Origin of the sequence: Cellulosimicrobium sp. I38E (assembly GCF_001647255.1) — a bacterium.
In the GTDB taxonomy this organism is placed as follows: Bacteria; Actinomycetota; Actinomycetes; order Actinomycetales; family Cellulomonadaceae; genus Cellulosimicrobium; species Cellulosimicrobium cellulans_E.
The window spans coordinates 12,373-36,135 of sequence record NZ_LUAZ01000072.1 but is presented as its reverse complement, the minus strand read 5'-3'; the positions used below and the strand labels follow the sequence as shown (position 1 = coordinate 36,135).

The 23,763-nt window shown below is 73.8% G+C and carries 22 protein-coding genes; 11 read left to right on the top strand and 11 right to left on the bottom strand.

The genetic code is table 11. The annotated features are described in order from the left end of the window. Window positions 1–31 precede the first annotated feature (31 nt). The 6 genes from A0J59_RS18745 to A0J59_RS18720 are packed head-to-tail and all read right to left on the bottom strand — an operon-like array spanning window position 32 to window position 4,516. The gene (locus A0J59_RS18745; RefSeq protein ID WP_064317104.1) at window positions 32–709 is read right to left on the bottom strand and encodes an alpha/beta fold hydrolase; all 678 of its coding nucleotides are present in this window, start codon (window positions 707–709) and stop codon (window positions 32–34) included. A gap of 30 nt (window positions 710–739) precedes the next feature. Next, window positions 740–1,345: a DedA family protein gene (locus tag A0J59_RS18740; RefSeq protein WP_064317103.1), complete on the bottom strand. Its 606-nt coding sequence runs from the start codon at window positions 1,343–1,345 to the stop codon at window positions 740–742. 3 nt (window positions 1,346–1,348) lie between these two features. Beyond that, window positions 1,349–1,738: a Fur family transcriptional regulator gene (locus A0J59_RS18735; protein ID WP_047233042.1), complete on the bottom strand. Its 390-nt coding sequence runs from the start codon at window positions 1,736–1,738 to the stop codon at window positions 1,349–1,351. Continuing rightward, window positions 1,735–2,703, bottom strand: a complete 969-nt coding sequence (locus A0J59_RS18730; protein WP_047233007.1) for a metal ABC transporter permease — start codon at window positions 2,701–2,703, stop codon at window positions 1,735–1,737. The genes A0J59_RS18735 and A0J59_RS18730 overlap by 4 nt, the downstream gene beginning before the upstream one ends. Further along, window positions 2,700–3,530, bottom strand: coding sequence for a metal ABC transporter ATP-binding protein (locus tag A0J59_RS18725; RefSeq protein WP_064317102.1), 831 nt, complete (start codon window positions 3,528–3,530; stop codon window positions 2,700–2,702). Before A0J59_RS18725 ends, A0J59_RS18730 begins: the two co-directional genes overlap by 4 nt. After that, window positions 3,527–4,516, bottom strand: a complete 990-nt coding sequence (locus tag A0J59_RS18720; protein WP_064317101.1) for a metal ABC transporter substrate-binding protein — start codon at window positions 4,514–4,516, stop codon at window positions 3,527–3,529. The genes A0J59_RS18725 and A0J59_RS18720 overlap by 4 nt, the downstream gene beginning before the upstream one ends. A 160-nt stretch (window positions 4,517–4,676) precedes the next feature. Here A0J59_RS18720 and A0J59_RS18715 point away from each other — a divergent pair, with 160 nt between their 5' ends. After that, window positions 4,677–6,074 (top strand): glycine--tRNA ligase, encoded by a 1,398-nt coding sequence (locus tag A0J59_RS18715; RefSeq protein WP_255365344.1) that lies wholly within the window; start codon window positions 4,677–4,679, stop codon window positions 6,072–6,074. A 104-nt stretch (window positions 6,075–6,178) separates the two neighbouring features. On the opposite strand, the gene A0J59_RS21740 is transcribed toward A0J59_RS18715, so the two are convergent. After that, the gene (locus tag A0J59_RS21740) at window positions 6,179–6,337 is read right to left on the bottom strand and encodes a hypothetical protein (protein WP_144425673.1); all 159 of its coding nucleotides are present in this window, start codon (window positions 6,335–6,337) and stop codon (window positions 6,179–6,181) included. Between the two features lie 116 nt (window positions 6,338–6,453). On the opposite strand from A0J59_RS21740, the gene dusB reads away from it, so the two are divergent. Both dusB and A0J59_RS18705 read left to right on the top strand, forming a co-directional pair. Further along, a complete protein-coding gene (dusB, locus tag A0J59_RS18710; RefSeq protein WP_047233011.1) occupies window positions 6,454–7,698 on the top strand; it encodes a tRNA dihydrouridine synthase DusB in 1,245 nt (414 codons plus the stop codon). Between the two features lie 42 nt (window positions 7,699–7,740). Next, the gene (locus tag A0J59_RS18705; protein ID WP_052877604.1) at window positions 7,741–8,412 is read left to right on the top strand and encodes a hypothetical protein; all 672 of its coding nucleotides are present in this window, start codon (window positions 7,741–7,743) and stop codon (window positions 8,410–8,412) included. Window positions 8,413–8,460: 48 nt separating this feature from the next. Here the strand turns inward: A0J59_RS18705 and A0J59_RS18700 are convergent, their stop codons facing one another. Then, complete coding sequence (locus A0J59_RS18700; protein WP_064317161.1) at window positions 8,461–10,296, bottom strand: glycoside hydrolase family 13 protein; 1,836 nt, start codon at window positions 10,294–10,296, stop codon at window positions 8,461–8,463. A 188-nt stretch (window positions 10,297–10,484) separates the two neighbouring features. Next, window positions 10,485–11,522, bottom strand: coding sequence for a LacI family DNA-binding transcriptional regulator (locus A0J59_RS18695; protein ID WP_231581808.1), 1,038 nt, complete (start codon window positions 11,520–11,522; stop codon window positions 10,485–10,487). 264 nt (window positions 11,523–11,786) lie between these two features. Between A0J59_RS18695 and A0J59_RS18690 the strand changes: the two genes are divergently transcribed. The 4 genes from A0J59_RS18690 to A0J59_RS18675 all read left to right on the top strand — a co-directional run bounded on the left by A0J59_RS18690 (window position 11,787) and on the right by A0J59_RS18675 (window position 17,577). Then, window positions 11,787–13,019, top strand: coding sequence for a maltose ABC transporter substrate-binding protein (locus tag A0J59_RS18690; protein ID WP_047233015.1), 1,233 nt, complete (start codon window positions 11,787–11,789; stop codon window positions 13,017–13,019). Window positions 13,020–13,168: 149 nt separating this feature from the next. Beyond that, window positions 13,169–14,812 carry an ABC transporter permease subunit gene (locus A0J59_RS18685; RefSeq protein WP_082141233.1) on the top strand — a complete coding sequence of 548 codons (1,644 nt, stop codon included), beginning with the start codon at window positions 13,169–13,171 and terminating at the stop codon, window positions 14,810–14,812. Between the two features lies 1 nt (window position 14,813). Further along, entirely contained in the window at window positions 14,814–15,731 is a 918-nt protein-coding gene (locus A0J59_RS18680) for a sugar ABC transporter permease (RefSeq protein ID WP_047233016.1), read from the top strand. 4 nt (window positions 15,732–15,735) lie between these two features. Beyond that, a complete protein-coding gene (locus tag A0J59_RS18675) occupies window positions 15,736–17,577 on the top strand; it encodes a glycoside hydrolase family 13 protein (protein WP_064317099.1) in 1,842 nt (613 codons plus the stop codon). Window positions 17,578–17,581: 4 nt separating this feature from the next. On the opposite strand, the gene A0J59_RS18670 is transcribed toward A0J59_RS18675, so the two are convergent. Further along, a complete protein-coding gene (locus A0J59_RS18670; protein WP_047233044.1) occupies window positions 17,582–18,013 on the bottom strand; it encodes a hypothetical protein in 432 nt (143 codons plus the stop codon). 123 nt (window positions 18,014–18,136) lie between these two features. Here A0J59_RS18670 and A0J59_RS18665 point away from each other — a divergent pair, with 123 nt between their 5' ends. After that, on the top strand, window positions 18,137–18,898 hold the full coding sequence (locus A0J59_RS18665; RefSeq protein WP_064317098.1) for a metallophosphoesterase: 762 nt from the start codon (window positions 18,137–18,139) through the stop codon (window positions 18,896–18,898). Between the two features lie 62 nt (window positions 18,899–18,960). Beyond that, entirely contained in the window at window positions 18,961–20,253 is a 1,293-nt protein-coding gene (locus A0J59_RS18660) for a deoxyguanosinetriphosphate triphosphohydrolase (protein ID WP_047233045.1), read from the top strand. 41 nt (window positions 20,254–20,294) lie between these two features. On the opposite strand, the gene A0J59_RS18655 is transcribed toward A0J59_RS18660, so the two are convergent. After that, the gene (locus A0J59_RS18655; protein ID WP_064317097.1) at window positions 20,295–20,747 is read right to left on the bottom strand and encodes a VOC family protein; all 453 of its coding nucleotides are present in this window, start codon (window positions 20,745–20,747) and stop codon (window positions 20,295–20,297) included. A gap of 167 nt (window positions 20,748–20,914) precedes the next feature. Between A0J59_RS18655 and A0J59_RS18650 the strand changes: the two genes are divergently transcribed. Both A0J59_RS18650 and dnaG read left to right on the top strand, forming a co-directional pair. Beyond that, on the top strand, window positions 20,915–21,760 hold the full coding sequence (locus A0J59_RS18650) for a helix-turn-helix domain-containing protein (RefSeq protein ID WP_156533183.1): 846 nt from the start codon (window positions 20,915–20,917) through the stop codon (window positions 21,758–21,760). 56 nt (window positions 21,761–21,816) lie between these two features. Further along, a complete protein-coding gene (dnaG, locus tag A0J59_RS18645) occupies window positions 21,817–23,763 on the top strand; it encodes a DNA primase (protein ID WP_064317096.1) in 1,947 nt (648 codons plus the stop codon).

Genomic DNA, 23,763 nt, shown 5'->3' with positions numbered 1-23,763 from the left:
CTCGGTCCGCGCCGCTGACCGGGACGGGCCGTCAGCGGGCGAGGACCTCGAGCCGGGCGGCGAGCTGGACCGGCCGGCTGAGTGCCACGAGGTGGCCGCCGGGCAGCGTCTCGACCTCGGTGCCGAGACGCTCGCGGGCGACGTCGCGCTGGAAGGTCACCGGGAAGAGCCGGTCGTCAGCGCCCTGGAGCACGACCGTCGGCACGGCCGGCCAGGAGGGCGCCGGCCACGGCTCGGCGAAGGAACGCTCGGACGGCTGCCGGTCGCTGCGCTGCACGACGGCCGCGACGGCGTCGGGCACGTCGTGGAGGAAGTCGTCCACGGGGTCGAACGGCCCGAGCCCGGTCTCCGCGCGTCGCGCGGCGTGGTCGGTCGCGCGCCACCAGTCGGCCCCGGTCTCGCCCGGCAGCGGGATCATCGGGTTGAGCAGCACGAGCAGGCGGACCGCCTCGCGCTCGCACACGAGCGGGCCGACGTACGCGCCCATGGACTGGGCCACGACGACGAGGTCGTCCCGCTCGGCCGGGCCCGCCGCGTGGTGCAGGGACGCGACGGCGACGTCGGTGAGGTCGGCCCAGCCGTAGCCCTCGTCGTGCTGGGGCAGGTCGACGGGGACGGGGAGGTGGCCGAGCCGGGCGAGCTCCGGTGCGAGCAGGTCCCAGTACGCGGGGTCGCCGCCGGCGCCGGGCAGCAGGAGGAACGTGGTCATGCAGGTTCGGACGGTCGGGCGCGCGTCATCTCATCGGTCGAGGCGCGTCGCGTCCCGCGCGTCCTGCACCTGGGCGTCGGCCTCCAGGACGAGGCCGGTCCCGTCGAGGGCGACCGCCGAGCCCGCCGCGGCGACAGGCCTGCGGGCGGCGCGGCGTCGAACCACGACGACGACCCCGACGGCCAAGGCCAGGGCCAGCAGGACCAGCGCCGCGACACCCCACGGCGAACCGGTCGCCGCGGCGAAGGCGGCGGTCCACACGGCCCAGCCGACGGTCGCGTAGATGGTCGCGTGGATCGCGCACCCGAGCGTCATCGCGGCGAGGTAGCGGCCGAACGGCATCCGGACGACGCCCGCGGCGGCGTTGACGACCGTCTTGGTCCCGGTCGCGAGGAAGGACGCGGGGACGGCGAGGACGCCCCAGCGGCGGACGGTCTCGATCCCGCGCGCCGCCGACCGGCCCGACAACCAGGCGTGGACGCGCGCGACCCACGGCTTCACGGGGCGCGTCCGGTCCAGCGTCCACGTCGTGACGAGCCGGGCGATCCAGTACGTCGCCTGCGTCCGGACGAACGCGATCGCGAAGAAGAACGCGAACAGCGCGGCGAACGGGGCGCCGTCCAGCGCGTCGGGCACGGCTCAGTCCCGCACGGACGCGCGTGCGCACCCCGCGCACGTGCCGAACAGCTCGATCGTGTGCTGGATGTCGACGAACCCGTGCGACGTGCCCACCTGGTTGGCCCACGCCTCGACGGTCGGGCCGTCGATCTCGACCGTGCGGCCGCACGTGCGGCACACGAGGTGGTGGTGGTGCTCGCGCCGTTCGCACCGGCGGTAGAGGTTCTCGCCCTCCTCGGTGCGCAGCACGTCGACGTCGCCGCCGTCCGCGAGGCTCTGGAGCGTGCGGTAGACGGTGGCGAGGCCCACGTTGTCCCCACGCGTCCGCAGGATCTCGTGGAGCTGCTGGGCGCTGCGGAAGTCGTCGAGGTTCTCCAGCGCGTCCGAGACGGCGGCGCGCTGGCGGGTCATGCGCTGCACGATTCACCTCCGGGTGTGCGGTTCGACGCCCCCGAGGGTACGAGGTCGAGCTCGACGTCGTCGGGGATGTCCGGGTGCGGGTCCCGCGCGACGCGCGGGCGTCGACGGACCCACAGCGGCCGCAGGACCGCGACGAGGAGGTAGGTGGCGATCGCGAGGACCACGATGGTGGCGCCCGGCGAGACGTTGTTCCAGTACGTGAAGGACAGTCCGGCGACGCACACGACCACGCCGACGACCGACGCGACGAGCATCGTCCGGCGGAACGAGCGCGTGACGAGCTGCGCGACCGCGACGGGCACGATCATCAGCGCGCTGACGAGCAGCAGCCCGACGACCCGCATCGATACCGTCACCGTGAGCGCGGCGACGACCGCGACCGCGATGTTGAGCGTCCGGACCGGCAGGCCCGACGCGCGCGCGAACTCCTCGTCGTGGCTCACGGAGAACAGCGCGGCGCGCAGCCCGAGCCCGACGAGCAGGATCACGGCGCTGAGCACGACCGTGAGGACGAGGTCCGACGACGTGACGGTCGAGATGGAGCCGAAGAGGTACTGCATGAGGCTCCCCGAGGAGCCCCCGGCGAGCCCGATGAGCAGGACGCCGCCCGCGATGCCGCCGTAGAACAGGAGCGCGAGCGCGAGGTCGCCGCTCGTCCGGCCGCGCTCGCGCACGACCTCGATCGCGACCGCGCCGAGCACGGCCGCGACCACGGCCCCCGGGATCGCGAGCGCGTCGTTCGGGACGACGCCCATCGCGGCTCCGACGAGCCAGCCGAGCGCGACGCCGGTGAGGGCGACGTGCCCGATGCCGTCGCCGAGGAGCGAGAGCTTGCGCTGCACGAGGTACGTGCCCACGACGGGCGCGCTGACGCCGACCAGGAGCGCGGCGAGGAGGGCACGCTGCATGAGCGGGTCGGTGAGCATCAGGGAGATCTCGGAGAACACCGTGGTCATGAGGCCGTCCTGGGTGCGTGGCCCGCGGCGAGGTCGGGGTTGAGGGTGTCGGTGAGGCCCGTCTCCGGGCCGGTGGCGCGGTTGCCGGCGTCCGCGGGCTCGTGCGGGTGCAGGTGCTGGTGCGTGGCGCTCGCGTGGGTCGACGACGCGCGGGGCGGGGCGCCGTCGTGCACGACGCGGCCGTGGCGCAGCACGACCGCGCGCTCGATGAGCGGGGCGAGCGCGCCGAGCTCGTGGAGGACGACGAGCACGGTGAGTCCGTCGCCCACGAGCCGCGTCATGGTCGCGGCGAACGCCTCCTGGCTGGGCTTGTCCACGCCGGCGACCGGCTCGTCGAGGACGAGAAGGTCGGGCCGGCGGACCAGGGCGCGCGCGATGAGCACGCGCTGCTGCTGGCCGCCCGACAGCTCGGCGGTGGAGTCGTCCGCGCGGTCGGCGAGCCCCACGAGGTCGAGCGCCTCGACCGTGCGCGCCCGCCAGCCGCGGGGGAGCCGGAGGCGGGCGCCGCCGAGGAGGCCGGATGCGACGACCTCGGACGCCGTGGACGGCATGCCCGACGGCGCGGCGACGCGCTGCGGCACGTACCCGAGCCGCTGCCAGGGGAGGCGGGGACCGAGCGGTGCTCCGAAGAGGTCGACGGAGCCGCGGGACAGCGGCACGATCCCGACGAGAGCCCGCACGAGCGTCGACTTGCCCGACCCGTTGGCGCCGAGGACCGCGACGACCTCGCCGGCGCCGACGGTCAGGTCGATCCCGCGGAGGATCTCGCTCCCGCCGAGGGTCACGTGGACGTCGCGCGCGGCGACGAGCTCCGCTGCGTCCGTCATGAGCAGACGAGGCCGGAGGTGAGCGCCTCGAGGTTGGACTCCATGACCTCACGGTAGTCCGTCGCGCCCTCCGCGAGGCTCTCGAGCGGGTCGAGCAGAGCGGTCTGCACGCCGAGGTCGTCGGCGAGCGTCTGAGTCACCTTGGGGCTCACGAGCGTCTCGAAGAAGAGGGTGGTCACGCCGTTCTCGCGGACGACCTCGCCCACCTCGCGCAGTCGGGCGGGGGACGGCTCGGCCTCGGGGTCGATGCCCGAGATGCCCACCTGGTGCAGGTCGTAGCGCTCCGCGAGGTAGCCGAACGCCTCGTGCGACGTGACGAGGGTCGCGCCCGCGCAGGGGGCCAGCGCCTGTGCGTACTCGGCGTCGAGGTCGTCGAGGTCCGCCGTGAGCGCCGCGGCCCCAGCGGCGTAGTCGTCCGCGTGGTCGGGGTCGATCGCGGAGAGCTCGTCCGCGACGGCGTCGCCGACGGCGGCGAGCCGCGTCGGGTCGAGCCAGAAGTGCGGGTCGGTCGGGCCGTGGTCGTGGCCGTCGCCGGACTCGTCCGCGTGCTCGGCGTGCTCCTCCGCGCTCTCGTCGGCGTGCGCGTCCGCGTCCTCGCCCGGGTGCTCCTCGAGCCCCGCCGACCCGGCGGCGTCGACGACGTGCTTCGGAGCGCGCTGCTCGATCCCCTCGTCGACCGCGGGCTGGAAGCCCGAGAGGTAGACCACGAGGTCGGCGTCGCCGATCGACCGCACCTGGGCGGGCGCGAGCTCGAGGTCGTGCGGCTCGGCCGCAGGCGGGGTGAGGTTGGAGACGTCGACGTGCTCGCCGCCGACCTGCTCGACGACGTACTGGAGCGGGTAGAAGGATGCGAGCACCTGGAGCCGCCCGTCGTCGTTGCCGCCGGAACCGCCGTCGCCGGGGGAGCAGGCTGCGACGAGGGCAGCCGTGGCGAGGGCGGCGGTGGTGACGAGGGCGCGACGGCGCCGGGCGGGGGAGCGGTGCATGGCTCCAGTCTCCGCCTTCTTGAGAATGAATGTCAAAACCGTTCCCGGTGAGCCGGGTCACGGCCGGGTACGCTGGTCGGTCGGCGCCCGTGCGGGCGTCGCCCACCCGTCCAGCCCCCACGAGCCACGTGCGGGGCCGTGAGCACCAGGAGTGATGTCCGTGGCCGCAGCGCCCTCACCCACCGCCCGTCTCGACGCCGTCGTCTCCCTCGCCAAGCGGCGCGGGTTCGTCTTCCCCTCGGGCGAGATCTACGGCGGTACCCGCTCCGCCTGGGACTACGGGCCGCTCGGCACCGAGCTCAAGGAGAACATCAAGAAGCAGTGGTGGCGCGCGATGGTCACCAGCCGCGACGACGTCGTGGGCCTCGACTCCTCCGTCATCCTCCCGCGCCAGGTCTGGGTCGCCTCGGGCCACGTCGGCGTCTTCACCGACCCGCTCACGGAGTGCCTGCACTGTCACAAGCGGTTCCGCGAGGACCAGATGATCGAGGAGTTCGAGGAGAAGAAGGGCCGCGCGCCCGAGGGCGGCCTCGCCGAGATCGTGTGCCCCAACTGCGGCACGCGCGGGCAGTGGACCGAGCCCCGCGACTTCAACATGATGCTCAAGACCTACCTCGGCCCGGTCGAGGACGAGTCCGGCCTGCACTACCTGCGTCCCGAGACGGCGCAGGGCATCTTCGTGAACTTCGCCAACGTCATGGGAGCGGCCCGCCGTAAGCCTCCCTTTGGTATCGGCCAGATCGGCAAGTCGTTCCGCAACGAGATCACGCCGGGCAACTTCATCTTCCGCACGCGCGAGTTCGAGCAGATGGAGATGGAGTTCTTCGTCGAGCCGGGCACGGACGCCGAGTGGCACCAGTACTGGATCGACACGCGCACCGACTGGTACGTCGACCTCGGCATCGCGCGCGACAACCTCCGCCTGTACGAGCACCCGCAGGAGAAGCTCTCGCACTACTCGACCCGCACGGTCGACATCGAGTACCGCTTCGGCTTCTCCGGCTCGGAGTGGGGCGAGCTCGAGGGCATCGCGAACCGCACCGACTTCGACCTCAAGACGCACGCGGAGCACTCCGGCAAGGACCTGTCGTACTTCGACCAGACGAAGAACGAGCGCTGGGTGCCCTACGTCATCGAGCCGGCCGCGGGCCTCACGCGCTCGCTCATGGCCTTCCTCGTCGAGGCGTACACCGAGGACGAGGCGCCGAACGCGAAGGGCGGCGTGGACACGCGCACGGTCCTGCGCCTCGACCACCGCCTCGCGCCGGTCAAGGCGGCGGTGCTGCCGCTGAGCCGCAACGAGCAGCTCTCGCCCAAGGCGAAGGACCTCGCGAAGGAGCTCCGCAAGTACTGGAACGTCGACTTCGACGACGCCGGCGCCATCGGCCGCCGGTACCGCCGTCAGGACGAGATCGGCACGCCGTTCTGCATCACGGTCGACTTCGACACGCTCGACGACCAGGCCGTGACGATCCGGCACCGCGACTCGATGGCCCAGGAGCGCGTCGCGCTCGACAAGGTCACCGAGTACCTGGCCGGGCACCTGCTCGGCGCCTGACCGTCCGCCCGGCACGCGCCGGGCACATAGGAGGGGCGGGACCGTTCGCGGTCCCGCCCCTCCGTCGCGTCGTGTCGGGACGCGTCGCCCCCTGCGGCCTCGCGCTAGCGGGCCGCCCCCTTCGCCCGGTTGAGCAGGCCGATCACGAGGCTCACGACCAGCACGATGATGCCGATCCAGATGAGGACCTTCGCGGCCTCGATGGCGACGCCGAGGATGAGCAGCACGGCGCCGACGATGACCAGGATGAGCCAGAGAGGCATGTCGTCCCTTTCGTCCATGTCCGGCCTGGATTGCCGGACCTCCTCAACACTGCCACGACCGGCCGCTGCTCGCTCGTCGAACGCCTCTCGCGGGTGAGACCGCTCCGGATGGGACAATGGAGCGCGTGACTGCTCCCGCCCCTGTCCTCAGCACGACGACCGCCGACCCCGGCCCGGCCTCCGCCGGCACGGGTCCGCTGCTCGCGCCGCTGCGGATCGGCCCGATCGTCGTCGAGACGCCGGTCGTCCTCGCCCCGATGGCGGGCGTCACGAACCGCGCGTTCCGCACGCTGTGCCGCGAGGCCGGCGCGAGCGGCGGCGACGACCCCGGGCTCTACGTCGCCGAGATGGTGACGAGCCGCGCGCTCGTCGAGCGCAACACGGAGGCGCTGCGCATCGTGACGTTCGGCGCGGACGAGACGCCGCGGTCCGCGCAGGTGTACGGCGTCGACCCGGCGACCGTCCGCGAGGCCGTGCGCATCATCGTCGCCGAGGACCGCGCCGACCACGTCGACCTGAACTTCGGCTGCCCGGTGCCCAAGGTGACGCGCAAGGGCGGGGGAGCGGCGCTGCCCTGGAAGCGCGACCTGTTCACCGCGATCGTGCGGGGCGCCGTCGAGGCCGCCCGCCCGTACGGGGTCCCCGTCACGGTGAAGATGCGCAAGGGCATCGACGACGACCACCTCACCTACCTCGAGGCCGGCCGCATCGCCGAGGGCCTCGGCGTCGCCGCCGTCGCGCTGCACGCGCGCACGGCCGCCGAGCACTACTCGGGCACCGCGGACTGGACCGCGATCGCCCGCCTCAAGGAGGCGGTCACGAGCGTGCCGGTGCTCGGCAACGGCGACATCTGGTCCGCCGAGGACGCGGTCCGCATGGTGCGCGAGACGGGCTGCGACGGCGTCGTCGTGGGCCGCGGGTGCCAGGGGCGGCCGTGGCTGTTCGCCGACCTCGCCGCCGCGTTCGCGGGCCGGCCCGAGCGCGTGCGGCCGGGGCTGCGCGAGGTGGCCGACACGATCTACCGCCACGGCGAGCTCATGATCGAGTACTTCGACGGCGACGAGGGCAAGGGCATGCGTGACCTCCGCAAGCACATGGCCTGGTACCTCAAGGGCTACGCGGTGGGCGGCGACGCGCGCCGCGCGCTCGCGATGGTCTCGACGCTCGACGAGCTGCGCGGGCACCTCGACGCGCTCGACCAGGACGCCCCGTACCCCGGCGAGGCCGCCGAGGGGCAGCGCGGCCGTGCCGGTTCGCCCAAGACGCCGCACCTGCCGTACGGGTGGCTCGACTCGCGCGAGCTCGACGCCGAGCACGAGGAGCGCCTGCGCGAGGCCGAGCTGAGCGTCTCCGGCGGCTGACGGCGGTCGGACAGCCACGGCGACGAGCGAGAGGAGTCCGCGGTGCGGTTCGAGGGTCGGCCGTCGTGGCGCCTGTCGGTGTCGGACGGCGGGGACCTCGACCTGCTGCTGTGGGTCCGCGACGCGCTCGGGCTCGTCGCCGCGGCCGACGACACGCCGCCGCACTGCGAGCCGGCACCGGCCGACCGGTCGGCGCTGCTCCCGGCGGACGCACGCGACGCCGCGGCGTCGCGATGGATCGTCTGGTGGCGCGCCGCCCTCGCGTTCGAGGCCGCCGGAAGGATCGCGGAGCCTCCGTCGGGGGAGGACGCGTTCCTCGGCTGGGTCCGCGCGCGGTCCGTGGCACGGGACGCCGTCGGCTCACCGCCCGCGTTCGCGGCTCTGGACGACGTGCCCGGGCTGCGCGACGCCGTCGCGCGCCTGTGGCCCGAGGCGCACCGTGCCCTCGCGGAGCGCGAGGCGGACCGCGCCGAGGTGCTGCACCGACGAACGGCGGCGGACGACCGTCGCGCGCTCGCCGCGGAGGTGGCCCGCACGCACGGCGTCGGGATCGGTGACGTGCGCGGCGCCGTGCTCGTGGTCCCGGTCGCCGGAACGTGGTGGCGCGTCGCCGCCCCGGGGGCGGTCGTGTGCTCCGCGTCCGCCTACGTCGGCGACGCGGCGTTCGCCACCGAGGTGGTCCGCGCCGCGTTCGAGTCCGGCCTGCGGGCATGAGGACGGCCGGGGCCCTCGCGGACCCCGGCCGTTGCTCGGGTCACCCGGTCAGAGTGCGCGCAGCCACACCGTCGTGTCGGACGGCACGCGGACCTGCGGGTCCGCGGACCGGTCGGTGAGGACGGGGCCCGACGCCACGAGGACCTCCACGCCGTGCGGCAGGACGACAGGCTCGGCGCCGAGGTTCGCGAGGACCACGACGTCGCGGTTGCGCAGCGCTAGGACGTCCACGGAGTCCGCGTAGTCCTCGACCCACGCGAGCGTGCCCGAGCCGAGGCGCTCGGCGCGGCGCGTCGCGAGCGCGGTGCGGTACGTCTCGTACGTCGACCCCTCGACGCCGCGCTGCACGTCGGCCGCGTAGCGCGCGTAGGACGCGGGCTGGGGGAGCCACGTCTTCCCGGACGGGCCGAAGCCGTACCCGTCGGCGTCCGCGTGCCAGGGGAGCGGGATGCGGCAGCCGTCGCGGCCCGCCTCGGCGCCCTGGGTGCGGAAGAACGCGGGGTCCTCGCGCACGTCGTCGGGCAGCGCGGTGTGCTCGGGCAGGCCCAGCTCCTCGCCCTGGTAGAGGTACGACGAGCCGGGCAGGCCGAGCATGAGGAGCGACGCGGCGCGTGCCCGGCGCAGGCCGAGCTCCTCGTCGGGCTGCGGGTCGTGCGCGAAGATCCCGTTAGGACGCAGCCCGGGGTCCGCGAGGCCGAGTCGCGACGCGTGCCGCACGACGTCGTGGTTTGACAGGACCCACGTCGTGGGTGCGCCGACCTCGTCGTTCGCGCGCAGCGACGCCGCGATCACCGTGCGCAGGGGCGCCGCGGACCACGCGGTGGTGAGGAAGGAGAAGTTGAACGCCTGGTGCATCTCGTCCGGGCGGACGTAGCGCGCGAGCCGGGAGAGCGGCTCGACCCACGCCTCGGCGACGAGCGCGCGGTCGCCGTCGTACTCGGCCAGGACGCCGTGCCACGCGCGGTAGATCTCGTGCACGCCGTCCTGGTCGAACATCGGGCCGGAGTTGCCCGCGCCCGTCGAGCCGTCCTCGGGAGCGCCGGGGTCGGTCTCCTCCTCGGCGGTCCCCTCCACCATCGACACCGTGCCGTCCCAGTCGGGCAGGCCGTCGGCCTTGATCATGCCGTGCGCCACGTCGACGCGGAACCCGTCCACGCCCTTGTCGAGCCAGAAGCGCAGGACCTGCTCGAACTCCTCGCGCACCTCGGGGTTGTCCCACGCGAGGTCGGGCTGCGTGGAGTCGAACAGGTGCAGGTACCACTGGCCGGGCGTCTCGCCCTCCGCCCCGGTGACCGGGCGTGCGTCCGGACCGGCGGTGACGCGGGTCCACGCGGGGCCGCCGAAGATCGACTGCCAGTTGTTCGGGGGCAGCTCGCCGTGCTCGCCCTCGCCCTCGCGGAAGACGTAGCGCGCGCGCTCGACCGAGCCCTCGGGCGCGGCCAGCGCCGCCTGGAACCACGCGTGCTGGTCCGAGGTGTGGTTCGGGACGAGGTCCACGATGATGCGGATCCCGCGCGCGTGCGCCTGGGCGAGCAGCTCGTCGAAGTCTGCGAGCGTGCCGAACAGCGGGTCGACGTCGCGGTAGTCCGCGACGTCGTAGCCCGCGTCCTTCTGGGGCGAGCGGTAGAACGGGCTCAGCCAGACCGCGTCGACCCCGAGCTCGGCGAGGTGGTCGAGCTTCGAGGTGATGCCGGGCAGGTCGCCGACGCCGTCGCCGTCGCCGTCCGCGAACGAGCGCGGGTAGACCTGGTAGATCACGGCGTCGCGCCACCACTCCGGCGCCTCGCCCGGGCCGGTGTGCACGAGCGCCCCGGTGCTGAAGGGCGCGGGCGCGGTGGCCGTCGCGGTGGTGCTGGCGGTCGGCGTCGAATCGATACGAGTCATCGAGCTGTCGGTCCTCACGTGCGTGGTGTCGGGGTTCTTCAGGGGGATCACTCGGCAGGCGGAGCGGGGGTGACGCCGACCCTCCGTCGAGTGTAAGCGCTTGCGGTGACGGGGCGACGGGCCCGGCCCGGGGGCCGGGGTGGCCGTCGACGTCGTGGCGTGCGTCGTGCTGCCGCGGCGTGCTGCCGTCAGGCGGTGGGCGCACCCGTCGCCGGGGCGGCGCCCGTGGAGTCGCGGACGATGAGCTCCGGCTGGAACAGCAGCTCGGAGCGCGGAGCGCGCTCGCCGGCGATCTCGGTGAGCAGCGCGCTCACCGCGGCGTGCGCCATGGCGTTCACGGGCTGGCGCACCGTGGTCAGGGGCGGGTCGGTGAACGCGATGAGGGGCGAGTCGTCGTAGCCGAGCACCGACACGTCCTGCGGCACGCGCAGCCCACGTGAACGCGCGGCGCGGATCGCGCCGAGCGCCATGAGGTCGGAGCCGCAGACGATCGCGGTGTGGCCCGCGTCGATGAGCTCGCCGCCCGCCGCCTGGCCGCCCTCGACGGTGTACAGGGTGACGACGACGTGCTGCGCCGCCTCGGACTCGTCGGCGACGAGCCCGTGCCGCACGAGCGACTCGGCGAAGCTCGCGAGCTTGCGCTGGGCGGGGACGAACCGGTCCGGCCCGATCGCGAGCCCGATGCTGCGGTGGCCGAGCGAGACGAGGTGGCGCACCGACAGCTCGACGCTCGCGACGTCGTCGGGCGAGACGAACGGCGCGTCGATGCCCTCGGCGAAGCCGTTCACCAGCACGATCGGGATGCCGCGGCTGCGCAGGCGCTCGTAGCGCTCGTGGCTCGCCTGGGTGTCGGCGTGCAGGCCGGAGACGAAGACGATGCCGTCGACCGCGTGGTCCATGAGCATGTCGACGTAGTCGTCCTCGGTCGTGCCGCCGGGCGACTGCGTGCACAGCAGCGGCGTGTACCCGTGCTCCGAGAGGAGCGACTCGATCGTCTGGGCGAACGCCGGGAAGACGGGGTTCGTCAGCTCGGGGACGACGAGGCCGACGAGGCCGGCCGAGCGGGTGCGCAGCGTCGAGGGGCGTTCGTAGCCCAGCACGTCGAGCGCGGCGAGGACCGCCTGGCGGGTCTCGCTCGCGACGCCGGGCTTCCCGTTGAGGACGCGCGAGACCGTCGCGGTGGAGACGCCGGCCTGGGCGGCGAGATCGCTGAGACGGGTGCGCACATGGGGAAGCGTAGGGGACACCGGACCTCCTCGTCCTGGTCGTCCGACCGGCGAGCCGCGAATCTCCGTACGGAGGCGCGGACCCGTCGGCCGGGGGAGGCGGGGCGGGCGCCGGTCGGCGCCCTGCAAAGCGTTGCATGAAAGTTACCGCAACGACTTGCATCCGTGCCACCTCGCGCTCTACCGTCGTCGCATCAGGGCCCACGGTCGGTGCGAACCGACGTCGGCCACCACCGCACTGCAACATGCTGGGAGTGACCACTGATGCGACGGAGCATCCTTCTTGCCGCCGCGCTGACCACGACGTTGGCGCTGGCCGCCTGCTCGTCCGGCGGCTCGGGAGACGAGAGCACCGACGAGCCGAGCGCCGAGGACACCTCCGGTGGCGGCACGCTCACCGTCTGGGTCGACGAGACCCGCCAGGACGCCGTGACCGCGGCAGCGGAGTCCTTCGAGACCGAGACGGGGACGACCGTCGAGGTCGTCCTCAAGAACTTCGAGGACATCCGCGCTGACTTCCTCGCGCAGGTCCCGACGGGCGAGGGCCCCGACATCACGGTCGGCGCGCACGACTGGCTCGGCGAGCTCACGACGAACGGCGTCGTGGCGCCGCTCGAGCTCGGCGACAAGGCCGCCGAGTTCGAGGACGTCTCGATCCAGGCGTTCACGCAGGACGGCCAGGTCTACGGCCTGCCCTACGCGATCGAGAACATCGCCCTGATCCGCAACACCGCCCTCGCGCCGGAGGCGCCCGCCACGTGGGACGAGGCCGTCGCCGCCGGCCAGGCCGCGGGGACGCAGTTCCCGATCCTGGTCCAGTCGGACGGTGACAAGGGCGACCCGTACACCCACTACCCGTTCCAGACGTCGTTCGGCGCCCCCGTCTTCACGCAGAACGAGGACGGCAGCTACACGTCCGAGCTCGCGATGGGCGGCCCCGAGGGCCAGGCGTTCGCGGAGTGGCTCGGCGCCCAGGGCGCGGCCGGCGTGCTCAGCCAGGACACCACGTACGACATCGCCGTCGAGGCGTTCAAGAACGGCCAGTCCCCGTTCATCGTCGGCGGCCCGTGGATGATCGACTCGTTCGAGGGCATGGATCTGTCGATCGACCCGATCCCGACTGCGGGCGGGCAGCCCGCGCAGCCGTTCGTCGGCGTCCAGGGCTTCTACCTCAGCGCCGAGAGCAAGAACGCGATCGTCGCGAACGACTTCCTCGTCAACTTCCTCTCGACCGAGGAGGCGCAGCTCGCGCTCTACCAGGCAGGCAACCGTCCGCCGGCGCTGACGGTCGCGGCCGACTCCGCCTCGGCAGGCGACCCGATCGTCGCGGGCTTCCGGGCCGTCGGTGCCGAGGCCGTGCCGATGCCCTCGATCCCCGAGATGGCGTCCGTCTGGAGCTTCTGGGGCGTCACGGAGGCCGCGATCGTCAGCGGTGCTGACCCCGTCCCCACCTGGGACAAGATGATCGCCGACATCCAGGGCGCGATGGACTCCTGACCCGGCTCGGACCGGACCGCCGTCGCGGTGCGCAGGGTCACCTGCGCGCCGCGACGGCGTCACCGCCGGTCCGGCACCGGCCGCGACACGGCACGACGACACACGGGACGACGCGGGACGAACCGCGTCACGACCTCGGAGGCACCAGGATGTCCGCCCCACAGACCACGACCGACGCGGAAGTCGGCCCACTCGGAACCGACGGGCCGCCGCCGCGGCGCACCCGTGGGCTGCGCGCGGCGGACGCCTCGCACGCGCGCGACTACAGCCCCGGGTTCTTCGTCAAGCTCGCGCTCATGGCCGTCGTCGACGCGCTCGGCGTGTACGTGGTCTGGTCCGCGTGGACCGAGGGCTCGTACGGGATCCTCGCGGCGTCCCTGGCGATGCTGGTCGTCGCGAACTGGGTGTACTTCTCGAAGCGCGCGCTGCCGCTCAAGTACATCCTTCCCGGGCTGCTCTTCCTCCTCGTCTACCAGATCTTCGTGGTCGGCTACACCGGGTACGTCGCCTTCACCAACTACGGCACCGGGCACAACGCGACCAAGGAGCAGGCGGTCTCCGCGCTGCTGATCCAGAACGAGCGCCGCGTCGAGGGCTCGCCCTCGTCGGCGCTGACCGTGGTCGAGGACGGCGACGCGCTCGGCTTCGCGGTCGTCACCGAAGACGGCGAGGTCGAGGCCGGGACGGCGGACCGGCCGCTCGACGTCGTGGACGGCGCGACGGTCGAGGACGGTCGCGCGACCGACGTCCCCGGCTTCACCGTGCTGCCCCGCGACCAGGTGCTCCAGCGCCAGGCCGAGGTGACCGAGCTCCGCGTGCCGGTCTCGGACGACCCGGAGGACGGCTCGATCCGCACCACGGACGCGCGGACCGGCTACGTCTACACCTCTGCGCTCGAGTGGGACGCCGCGGCGGACACCATGACCGACACGACGACCGGGACCGTCTACACCCCGAACGACGAGGGCCAGTTCGAGGCTCCCGACGGCTCGACCCTCGCGGTCGGGTGGCGCGTGCCCGTCGGCTTCGACAACTTCGTCACCGCGTTCTCCGACGCCCGCTACGCGCAGCCGTTCGTCAAGATCCTCGTGTGGACGTTCGTCTTCGCGATCGGCTCGGTCGTCACGACGTTCCTGCTCGGCCTCTTCCTCGCGATCGTCTTCAACGACACGCGGATGCGCGGGCGCAAGGTCTACCGGACGCTCATGATCTTGCCGTACGCGATCCCGGGGTTCCTCGCCGCGCTGCTGTGGTCCGGCCTGCTCAACACGCGGTTCGGGTTCGTCAACGAGGTGATCCTCGGCGGCGCGCACATCCCGTGGCTCACGGACCCGTGGCTCGCGAAGCTCTCGGTGCTCGGCGTGAACCTGTGGCTGGGCTTCCCCTACATGTTCCTGATCTGCACGGGCGCGCTGCAGTCCCTGCCGTCCGACGTCATGGAGGCCGCGAAGATCGACGGCGCGGGCCGCTGGACGACGTGGCGCGCGATCACGCTGCCGCTCCTGCTCATCGCGACCGCGCCGCTGCTCATCTCGTCGTTCGCCTTCAACTTCAACAACTTCACGCTCATCTACATGCTCACCGGAGGCGGTCCACGCTTCGCGGACGCGTCGGTCCCGCTGGGGCACACCGACATCCTCATCTCGATGGTGTACTCGATCTCCGGCGTCGACGGCTCGGCGCAGAAGGACTTCGGGCTCGCGAGCGCCCTGTCGATCGTCATCTTCGTCATCGTGGGGACGATCTCGGCCATCGCCTTCCGCAGCACGCGCAAGTTCGAGGAGATCAGCTGACATGGCGACCACCCAGGCACCCCCCGTCGTCGACGGTCGGCCCGTCCCGTCCTCGGCCTCGCGGACCCGCATGAAGCCGGGCCGCTGGTTCTCCGAGCTCGGCTGGCGGCACGTCGTCGGCGTGATCGCCGTCGTCTACGCGGCGTTCCCGCTCGTGTACGTCCTCTCCGCGTCGCTCTCGGAGAACGGGACCCTCACCGGCTCCAACACGTTGTTCTCCGACGTGAGCGGCGCGAACTACGCCGAGCTCGGCACCACCATGTTCTGGACGTGGATGGGCAACACCCTCGTCATCGCGATCGCGACGTCCGTCGGCACGGTGCTCATGGGAGCGGCTGCCGCCTACGCGTTCTCGCGGTTCCGGTTCGCCGGACGCCGTGCGGGACTGACGTCGCTGCTCATCGTCCAGATGTTCCCGCAGATGCTCGCGTTCGTGGCGATCTTCCTGCTGCTCATCGGGCTCGGGAACGTCGTCCCGATCCTCGGCCTGAACAGCAAGATCGCCCTCATCGCCGTGTACCTGGGCGGCGCGCTCGGCGTGAACACGTTCCTCATGTACGGGTTCTTCAACACGGTCCCGCGCGAGCTCGACGAGGCCGCCAAGATCGACGGTGCCACGCACTCGCAGATCTACTGGACGATCATCCTGCGCCTGGTGGCGCCGATCCTCGCGGTCGTCGCGCTGCTCTCGTTCATCAGCACGTTCGGCGAGTTCATCATCGCGCGCATCGTCCTGACGTCGGAGCGCAACTGGACGCTCGCCGTCGGGCTCTACGGGTGGGTGTCGTCGCTCAAGGAGGCGAACTGGGGCCTGTTCACGGCCGGCGCCGTGATCTCCGCGCTGCCTGTGCTCGCGCTGTTCCTCTACCTCCAGAAGTACATCGTCGGCGGGCTCACCGCCGGTTCCGTGAAGGGCTGACCGCGTGCGCGACGTCGCGACCCCCGTCCCGCACCACGACGGCTCGGCGCTGTACGTCCCCGAGGGCGTCCCCGCCCTCGGGGACACGGTCCCCGTCCGCGTGCGCGTGCCCCGGTCGGCGGGCGTGCGCGACGTGTGGCTGCGCACCGTGCGCGACGGCGAGCCCCGGCTCGCGCCCGCGCGCCTCGACCGCTCGGACGAGCACGAGGACTGGTACGTCGCCGAGGTGCTCGTGCACAACCCGGTGACCGGCTACCGGTTCTTCCTCGACGAGGGGGAGCGCGGCTACCGCTGGCTCAACGGCCGCGGGACGTGGGACCGCGACGTGCCCGACGCCGCAGACTTCCGCCTCACGGTCCACGAGGGCGCGCCGGCGTGGATGCGCGACGGCGTCGTCTACCAGGTCTTCCCCGACCGGTTCGCGCGCTCGGCCGCAGCCGACGGCCGACCGCTCCCGGAGTGGGCGGTCCCCGCGGCCTGGGGCGACGAGCCGCACGGCGCCGGGCCCGACGTCGGCACCCAGTACTACGGCGGCGACCTCGCCGGGGTCGAGGAGCGGCTCGACCACCTCGTCGCGCTCGGCGTCACGACCCTCTACACGACGCCCGTCTTCCCGGGGCGCTCCAACCACCGCTACGACGCGAGCACGTTCGACCACGTCGACCCGCTGCTCGGCGGCGACGCCGCCTACGCCTCGCTGATCCGCGCCGCGCACGCGCGCGGGCTGCGCGTCATGGGCGACCTCACGACCAACCACACGGGCGCCGGGCACGAGTGGTTCGCCCGGGCGCTCACGGACCCCGGCGCGCCGGAGCGCGACTTCTACTACTGGACCGACGGCGAGCCCGGGTACGTGGGCTGGCTCGAGCACGCGTCGCTGCCCAAGCTGTCGTACGGCTCGGCCGAGCTCGGGGCGCGCATGATCGACGGGCCGGGATCCGTCGTCGGGCGCTACCTCGGCGAGCCGTTCGGGCTCGACGGCTGGCGGATCGACGTCGCGAACATGACCGGCCGGTTCGGCGCCGAGGACCGCACGCTCGAGGTGGCGCGGCGACTGCGCGCGACCATGCGGGCCGCGAACCCCCAGGCGGCGCTCGTCGCGGAGCACTTCCACGACGCGTCCGGCGACCTCGCGGGCGACGGCTGGCACGCGAACATGAACTACTCGGCGTTCACGCGCCCGGCGTGGACGTGGCTGTCGCCGCCGGACTCGCCCGTGCCCTACCTGGGGCTGCCGGTGCGCACGCCGCGGCGCGGGGGGCGCGACGTCGTCGCGACCATGCGCGAGTTCGACGCCGTGCTCCCGTGGCGCGTCACGGCGTCGCAGTGGAACATGCTCGGCTCGCACGACACCCCGCGCCTGCGCTCGATCGTCGGCTCACGCGAGATGGTCGAGGTCGCGGCGACGCTCCTGCTCACCTACCCCGGCACGCCGGTGATCTTCGCGGGCGACGAGGTGGGGCTCACGGGCCTCAACGGCGAGCACGGCCGCGCGACCATGCCGTGGGACGACGCGGCGACGGGTTCGGGTCGTTGGGACGCCGCGACGTTCGACCTGTACCGCGACCTGATCGCCGTCCGGCGCGGCTCGGACGCGCTGCGGCACGGCGGCCTGCGGTGGGTGCACGTGGACGACGACGCCCTCGTCTACCTGCGCGAGACGCCGGAGGAGCGCGTGCTCGTCGCGCTCGCCCGCGCGCCGTGGGACGGCGTCACGCTGCACCCCGCGCTCGTGGGGCCGGGCGGGGCGGAGAGGCTGCACGGCTCGCTCGACCTCTCCCGGCACGACGGCGGCGCGCGGCTCGCGGGCGACGGCCCGGCCGTCGGGGTGTGGCGCCTGGGCTGAGCGCTCAGCGGAAGAGGTGCGCGACCTGGCGCACGGCGTCGTCGTACTGCGCGCGGTCGAAGGCGAACGCGCCGAGCGCGGAGTAGTCCCACTCGGGCCGGAACGGCTGGGTGAGGTCGCGCCAGACGACGGTCGTCGCGTCGGCGTCGACCGTCACCTCGAACGGCCAGCACCCGGCCTCGTGGCAGTCGCACGCGAGGACCCACGCGTGCCCGCCCGACGGCGTCCGCCCGCGGCCATACCACTGGTGCGCGGCGTCGCCGTAGCGGAAGAACGCGGGGACGAGCCCCCCGTACGCACCCGCGGGGGAGTAGCCGCGCGCCGACTCGTGCCGTCCGACGAGGTCGACGAGCGAGCGGCCGTCGACGTACGGGACGACCTCGACCAGGCCGTCGACGGTGACGGCCCGCAGCTCGAGCGCGTGCGCTGCACCCATGTGCGCGAGGCTACGCCCCGGCAGGCCGGCGCGCTGCCGAGACGGGAGCTCTCGCCCCCGAGCGGGTCGGACCGCGGGCCGGAGCTCCTTCTCGGGGCGGCGCCGCCGTGGCAGGATCGCGGCGTGACCGTCGAGCGCCTCGCGATCCTCTCGGACGTCCACGGCAACCTGTCCGCGCTGGAGGCGGTGCTCGCCGACGCGCGGTCCCGCGGCGTGACGACGTTCGTCAACCTCGGCGACATGGTCGGCAAGGGCCCGCGCGGGCGGGCGGTGGTCGACCGGTGCCGGGAGGTGTGCGCGGTGAGCGTGCGCGGCAACTGGGAGGACTTCCTGCCCCGGACGCCCGACGACGGCCTGCCCGAGCACGTGTGGTGGCGCGACGAGCTGCGCGCGGACCAGCGGGAGTGGTTCGGCACGCTCCCGCTCGGCCACGACCTGCTGCTGAGCGGTCGGCGCGTGCGCCTCTTCCACGCCTCGGCCGCGTCGGTGCACACCAAGGTGCACCGCAACCACACGCCCGAGCAGTTCGCGGGCATGTTCGCCGCGACCGACCTCACCGGCCCCGGGCCGGAGCCCGCCGTCGTGGGGTACGGCGACATCCACGACGCCTACGTCGAGACGCACCGCGGCCGCACGCTGTTCAACACCGGCAGCGTCGGCAACCCGCTCGACGAGCCGACCCCCGTCTACGCGATCCTCGAGGGCGTCCCCGGCTCGCCCGACCCCGCGCCCTTCTCGCTCCAGCACGTGCGCGTGCCGTACGACGTCGAGGCGGAGATCGCCGTCGCGTACGACCTCGGCATGCCCGAGGCGGACGCGTGGGCGGGCGAGCTGCGCACCGGCGTCTACCGCGGCCTCGCGGACCCGGCTGCCGCCGCTTCCTGACCGGCGTCGTTACGCTGGGGCCCGTGCAGACGTTCGAGCAGGAGGCGTTCGACCCCGCGGTGGTGGGGACCGGCCCGCGCCCGGCGCGCGGCGAGGAGGGCACGGCGTCGTACTCGGACGCCGACACCGAGCGGTGGTTCGTCGAGTCCGCGAAGTCCCGCGCGCGCACGCCGTTCGAGCGCGACCGCGCGCGCATCGTCCACTCCTCGGCGCTGCGCCGCCTCGGCGCCAAGACGCAGGTGCTCGGGCCGGGCAGCGACGACTTCGTCCGGACCCGCCTGACGCACACGCTCGAGGTCGCGCAGGTGGGCCGCGAGATCGGCAAGGCGCTCGGGTGCGACCCGGACATCGTCGACACCGCGTGCCTCGCGCACGACCTCGGGCACCCGCCGTTCGGGCACAACGGCGAGCGGGCGCTCGCGGACCTCGCGGTCGACGTCGGCGGGTTCGAGGGCAACGCGCAGACGCTGCGCCTCCTCACGCGGCTCGACCCCAAGGTCGTCGACGAGGACGGGCGGTCGTACGGGCTCAACCTCACGCGCGCGAGCCTCGACGCGAGCGTCAAGTACCCGTGGGGCGCGGGCGAGGCGCCGCTGCGCGCGGACGGCCGCCCGACGCACAAGTTCGGCGTCTACGAGGACGACCGCCCGGTGTTCGACTGGCTGCGCGCGGGCGCGCCGAGCCAGGTGAAGTGCCTCGAGGCGCAGGTCATGGACCTCGCGGACGACGTGTCGTACTCCGTGCACGACGTCGAGGACGCGGTGGTCGGCGGGCGCATCGAGCTCGCCGTGCTCGACGACCCCGACGAGCGCGCGCGCGTCGTGCGCGCGGTCCACTCCTGGTACGGCACGGCGTACGACGAGGCGGCGCTCGACGCCGCGATCACGCGTCTGCAGGGCACCGGGCACCTGGTCACCGGTTTCGACGGGTCGCGCCGCGCGCTCGCTGCGCTCAAGGACGCGACGAGCCAGCTCATCGGCCGGTTCACCGGAGCGGCGCAGGACGCGACGCGCGCCCTCTACGGGGACGGGCCGCTCACCCGGTATGCCGCGCGGCTCGTCGTGCCGGACGAGACGGTGGCGGAGATCCTCGTGCTCAAGGGTGTCGCGGTCGCCTACGTGATGGCGCCGCGCGAGCAGGAGCCGCTCTACCAGCGCCAGCGCGAGGTCATCGCCGATCTCGTGCACGTCTTCTCCGACCGCGCGCCCGTCGCGCTCGAGCCCTCGTTCGCGGCGGACTGGGAGGCCGCGCCCGACGACGCCGCCCGGTTGCGCGTCGTCGTCGACCAGGTCGCCTCGCTGACCGACGTCTCGGCCATGCAGTTCCACGCGCGCCTCGTGCGCCCGCCGGCCTGAGCGACCGGCGAGCGGCACCGCCGTCGGGCTGGGCGCCCGGGTCAGCCGCGCTCGGAGACCCAGGCGTCGCTCGCGCGCTGGACGTCCTCGGCCGTCACCGAGTCCGCGACGGTCGCGAAGTACCAGCGGTGCCCGAAGGGGTCGCGGACGGCGGCCTGGCGGAACCCCTCGAACCAGTCGGCGGGTTCCGCGAGGCTCGTCGCGCCGGCGGCGAGCGCCCGCGCGTACGCGGCGTCCGTGTCCTCGACGGGGACGGTGAACGACGCGTGCGTGGGCGCGCCCGGCTCCGGCGCGACCGAGTCCGGCGGGAACGCCTCCGCGACGGTGAACGTGCTCGTGCCGGACGGTGAGGCGAGACGCAGGTCGGAGTGGATGACGGCGTCGCCCGCCGTGATGGTGTCGACCACCTCGGCGCCGAGCGCCGCCTCGTAGAACGCGATCGCCTCGCGCGCGCCGCTCACCGTGACGTTGGGGTGCAGTGCCGACATCTCCATGGTGTCCTCCTCGTCGTGGTCGCCCGCGAGGTGCGGGCCGTCCCACCATGCTCGTGTCGGCGGGTCGTGCCAGTCTTGGAGGAATGCGACAGGTGTTCGAACCGGGTCATCCGGCCGACGGGGGCGCACGGGCCCGTCGGCGGCCGACGACGTCCGTTCGGGGCCTGGTGGATCCCACCGCCGCGCGGCGCGGGTTCGAGCTCGTACGCGTCGAGCCGGCGCCGGACCTCGCCGACCTCGTGGAGCGGCACTGGGTCGTGCGGTGGGACCTGCCGCCGGGGGAGTCGTTCACCCAGGTCCTCGTGCCGCACCCCGTCGCGAACGTCGTCGCCGAGGAGTCGGGCTACGTCGCGCACGGCATCCCGCCCGGCCTGTTCGCGCGCACCCTGACCGGCTCGGGCGCCGTGGTCGGCACCAAGCTGGGGCCCGGCGTGTTACGGGTGCTGCTCGGGCACCCGGACGCCGTGCGCCCGGGGGTGCAGGTCCCCGCGGCCGCGTTCCTCGGCCCGACGGCGGAGCGCACCGGGGCCACCGCGCTCGGCCTCGCCCGCGCGGGCCGGGACGAGGACGCGGCGCGCGCCGTCGAGCCGCTCCTGCGCTCCCGTGCCGAGCGCGCCCGGACCGTCCGTGCCGCGCGCGACCTCGACCGCGTCGCGCGCGCGTTCGCGGCCCTCGTGGGCGGCGAGCTCGGACCGGCAGCGGGCGTCGGCGACCTCGCGGCGGTCGTCGGCACGTCGGCGCGCTCGCTCCAGCGGCTCTTCGCCACGTACGTCGGCGTGAGCCCCAAGTGGGCCCTGCAGCGTCACCGCGTGCACCTCGCGGCCGACCTGCTCGCGGCCGACCCCGACCAGGACCTCGCGGCGCTCGCGACCACCGTCGGCTACTACGACCAGGCGCACCTCGGCACCGACTTCGCCCGCGCGACCGGGTCCACGCCCGGCGCCTACGCGCGCCGCTGCGCCGCGTCGCGCGCCGCGCTCGTCCCGGCGGCGTCGGGGCCGGGCCGGGGGTGACCGACGACGCCGTCCAGCCACCCCCGGGGCACCGCCCGGGCGCATAGACTCGCTCCGTGGCAGGCCTGATTCGACGCGAGGACGTGGAAGCCGTCCGCGACCGCGCACGGATCGACGAGATCGTCTCCGCGCACGTCACCCTCAAGACCGCGGGCGTCGGCTCGCTCAAGGGCCTGTGCCCCTTCCACGACGAGCGGTCGCCGTCGTTCCACGTGCGCCCCGGGGTGGGTCGCTGGCACTGCTTCGGCTGCGGCGAGGGCGGCGACGTCATCTCGTTCGTCCAGAAGATCGACGGCCTGACCTTCGTCGAGGCCGTCGAGTACCTCGCCGACCGCGTGGGGATCCAGCTCCGCTACGAGGACTCCGGCGGGCCGCAGCGCCCGCGTGAGGAGCCGGGCAGGCGCCAGCGGCTGCTCGAGGCGCACCGCGTGGCCGCGCAGTACTTCTCCGAGCAGCTCTTCGCCCCCGGCGCGCAGGCCGCCCGCGCGTTCCTCGCCGAGCGCAGCTTCGACCGCGCGGACGCCGAGCACTTCGGCGTCGGGTACGCGCCCACCGGCTGGGACAACCTCCAGCGCCACCTCCAGGGGCGCGGCTTCACGCAGCCCGAGCTCGTCGCCTCCGGCCTCATGAGCCAGGGCCAGCGCGGCATCTACGACCGGTTCCGCGGGCGTCTCGTGTGGCCCATCCGCGACGTCACGGGCGAGATCGTCGGGTTCGGCGCGCGCCGCCTCTACGACGAGGACCAGGGACCCAAGTACCTCAACACGCCCGAGACCTCGCTCTACAAGAAGTCGCACGTCCTCTACGGCATCGACCTCGCCAAGCGCGAGATCGCCAAGCAGAAGCGCGTCGTCGTCGTCGAGGGGTACACCGACGTCATGGCCGCGCACCTGTCCGGCGTGACGACCGCCGTCGCGACGTGCGGCACGGCGTTCGGCTCCGACCACGCGCGCATCGTGCGCCGTCTCCTCGGCGACACGACGGCGGGGGGAGGCATGCAGCTCGCGTCGGGCGCGTCCGTCGGGGGCGAGGTCGTGTTCACGTTCGACGGCGACGCGGCGGGTCAGAAGGCCGCCGTCCGCGCGTTCGGCGAGGACCAGCGCTTCTACGCCCAGACGTTCGTGGCCGTCGAGCCGAGCGGCATGGACCCGTGCGAGCTGCGCATGGCGCGTGGCCCCGACGCCGTGCGCGCCCTCGTCGACGGGCGCCAGCCCCTCTTCGAGTTCGTCATCAGGACGACGCTCGCGACCTTCGACCTCGACACCGCCGAGGGCCGCGTCGGCGCGCTGCGCGCCGCGGCCCCCGTCGTCGCGGGGATCCGCGACGCCGCGCTGCGCCCCGAGTACGCCCGCATGCTCGCCGGCTGGATCGGCATGGACGCCGAGCGCGTCCGCCGCGAGGTGGCGGCCGCCGCCAAGCGGGGCAGCGCGCCCGGTCCGGTCCGCACCGCGCGGCCCGACGACGCCCGCCCGGGTGCGGAGGCCGTCGCACCCGAGCCGGAGGTCCCCGCGCTGCCGGCGCCCGACCCGCGCGACCCCGTGGCGCGCCGCGAGCGCCTCGCGCTCGTCGCGGTCCTCCAGTACCCGCAGCACGTGCCGCCCGTCTTCGACGACCTCGGCGAGGACGCGTTCGCCGTCCCCGCGTGGCGCGCCGTCCACGCCGCGATCCGCGCCGCGGGCGGGGTGCGCGAGGGCGCGACGCTCGGCGCCGGGCACTGGGTCGAGGCCGTCGTCGAGCAGGCCGCCGAGCCCGTGCGCGGCCTCGTGACCGAGCTCGCCGTCGCGCCCCTGCCGGAGGACCGGGAGAACGTCGTGGGCGGCTACGTCGCCGGCGTCGTGCGCGGCCTCGTCGACCTCGGGCTCACCCGCCGCGTCGCCGACGCGAAGAGCCGCCTCCAGCGCCTCGACCCTGCGGCCGACCTCGCCGCGTACCAGGAGGCGTTCGCCGCGCTCCTCGCCGTCGAGGCGGAGCGCCGCACGCTGCGCGAGGGCGAGATCGCCTGA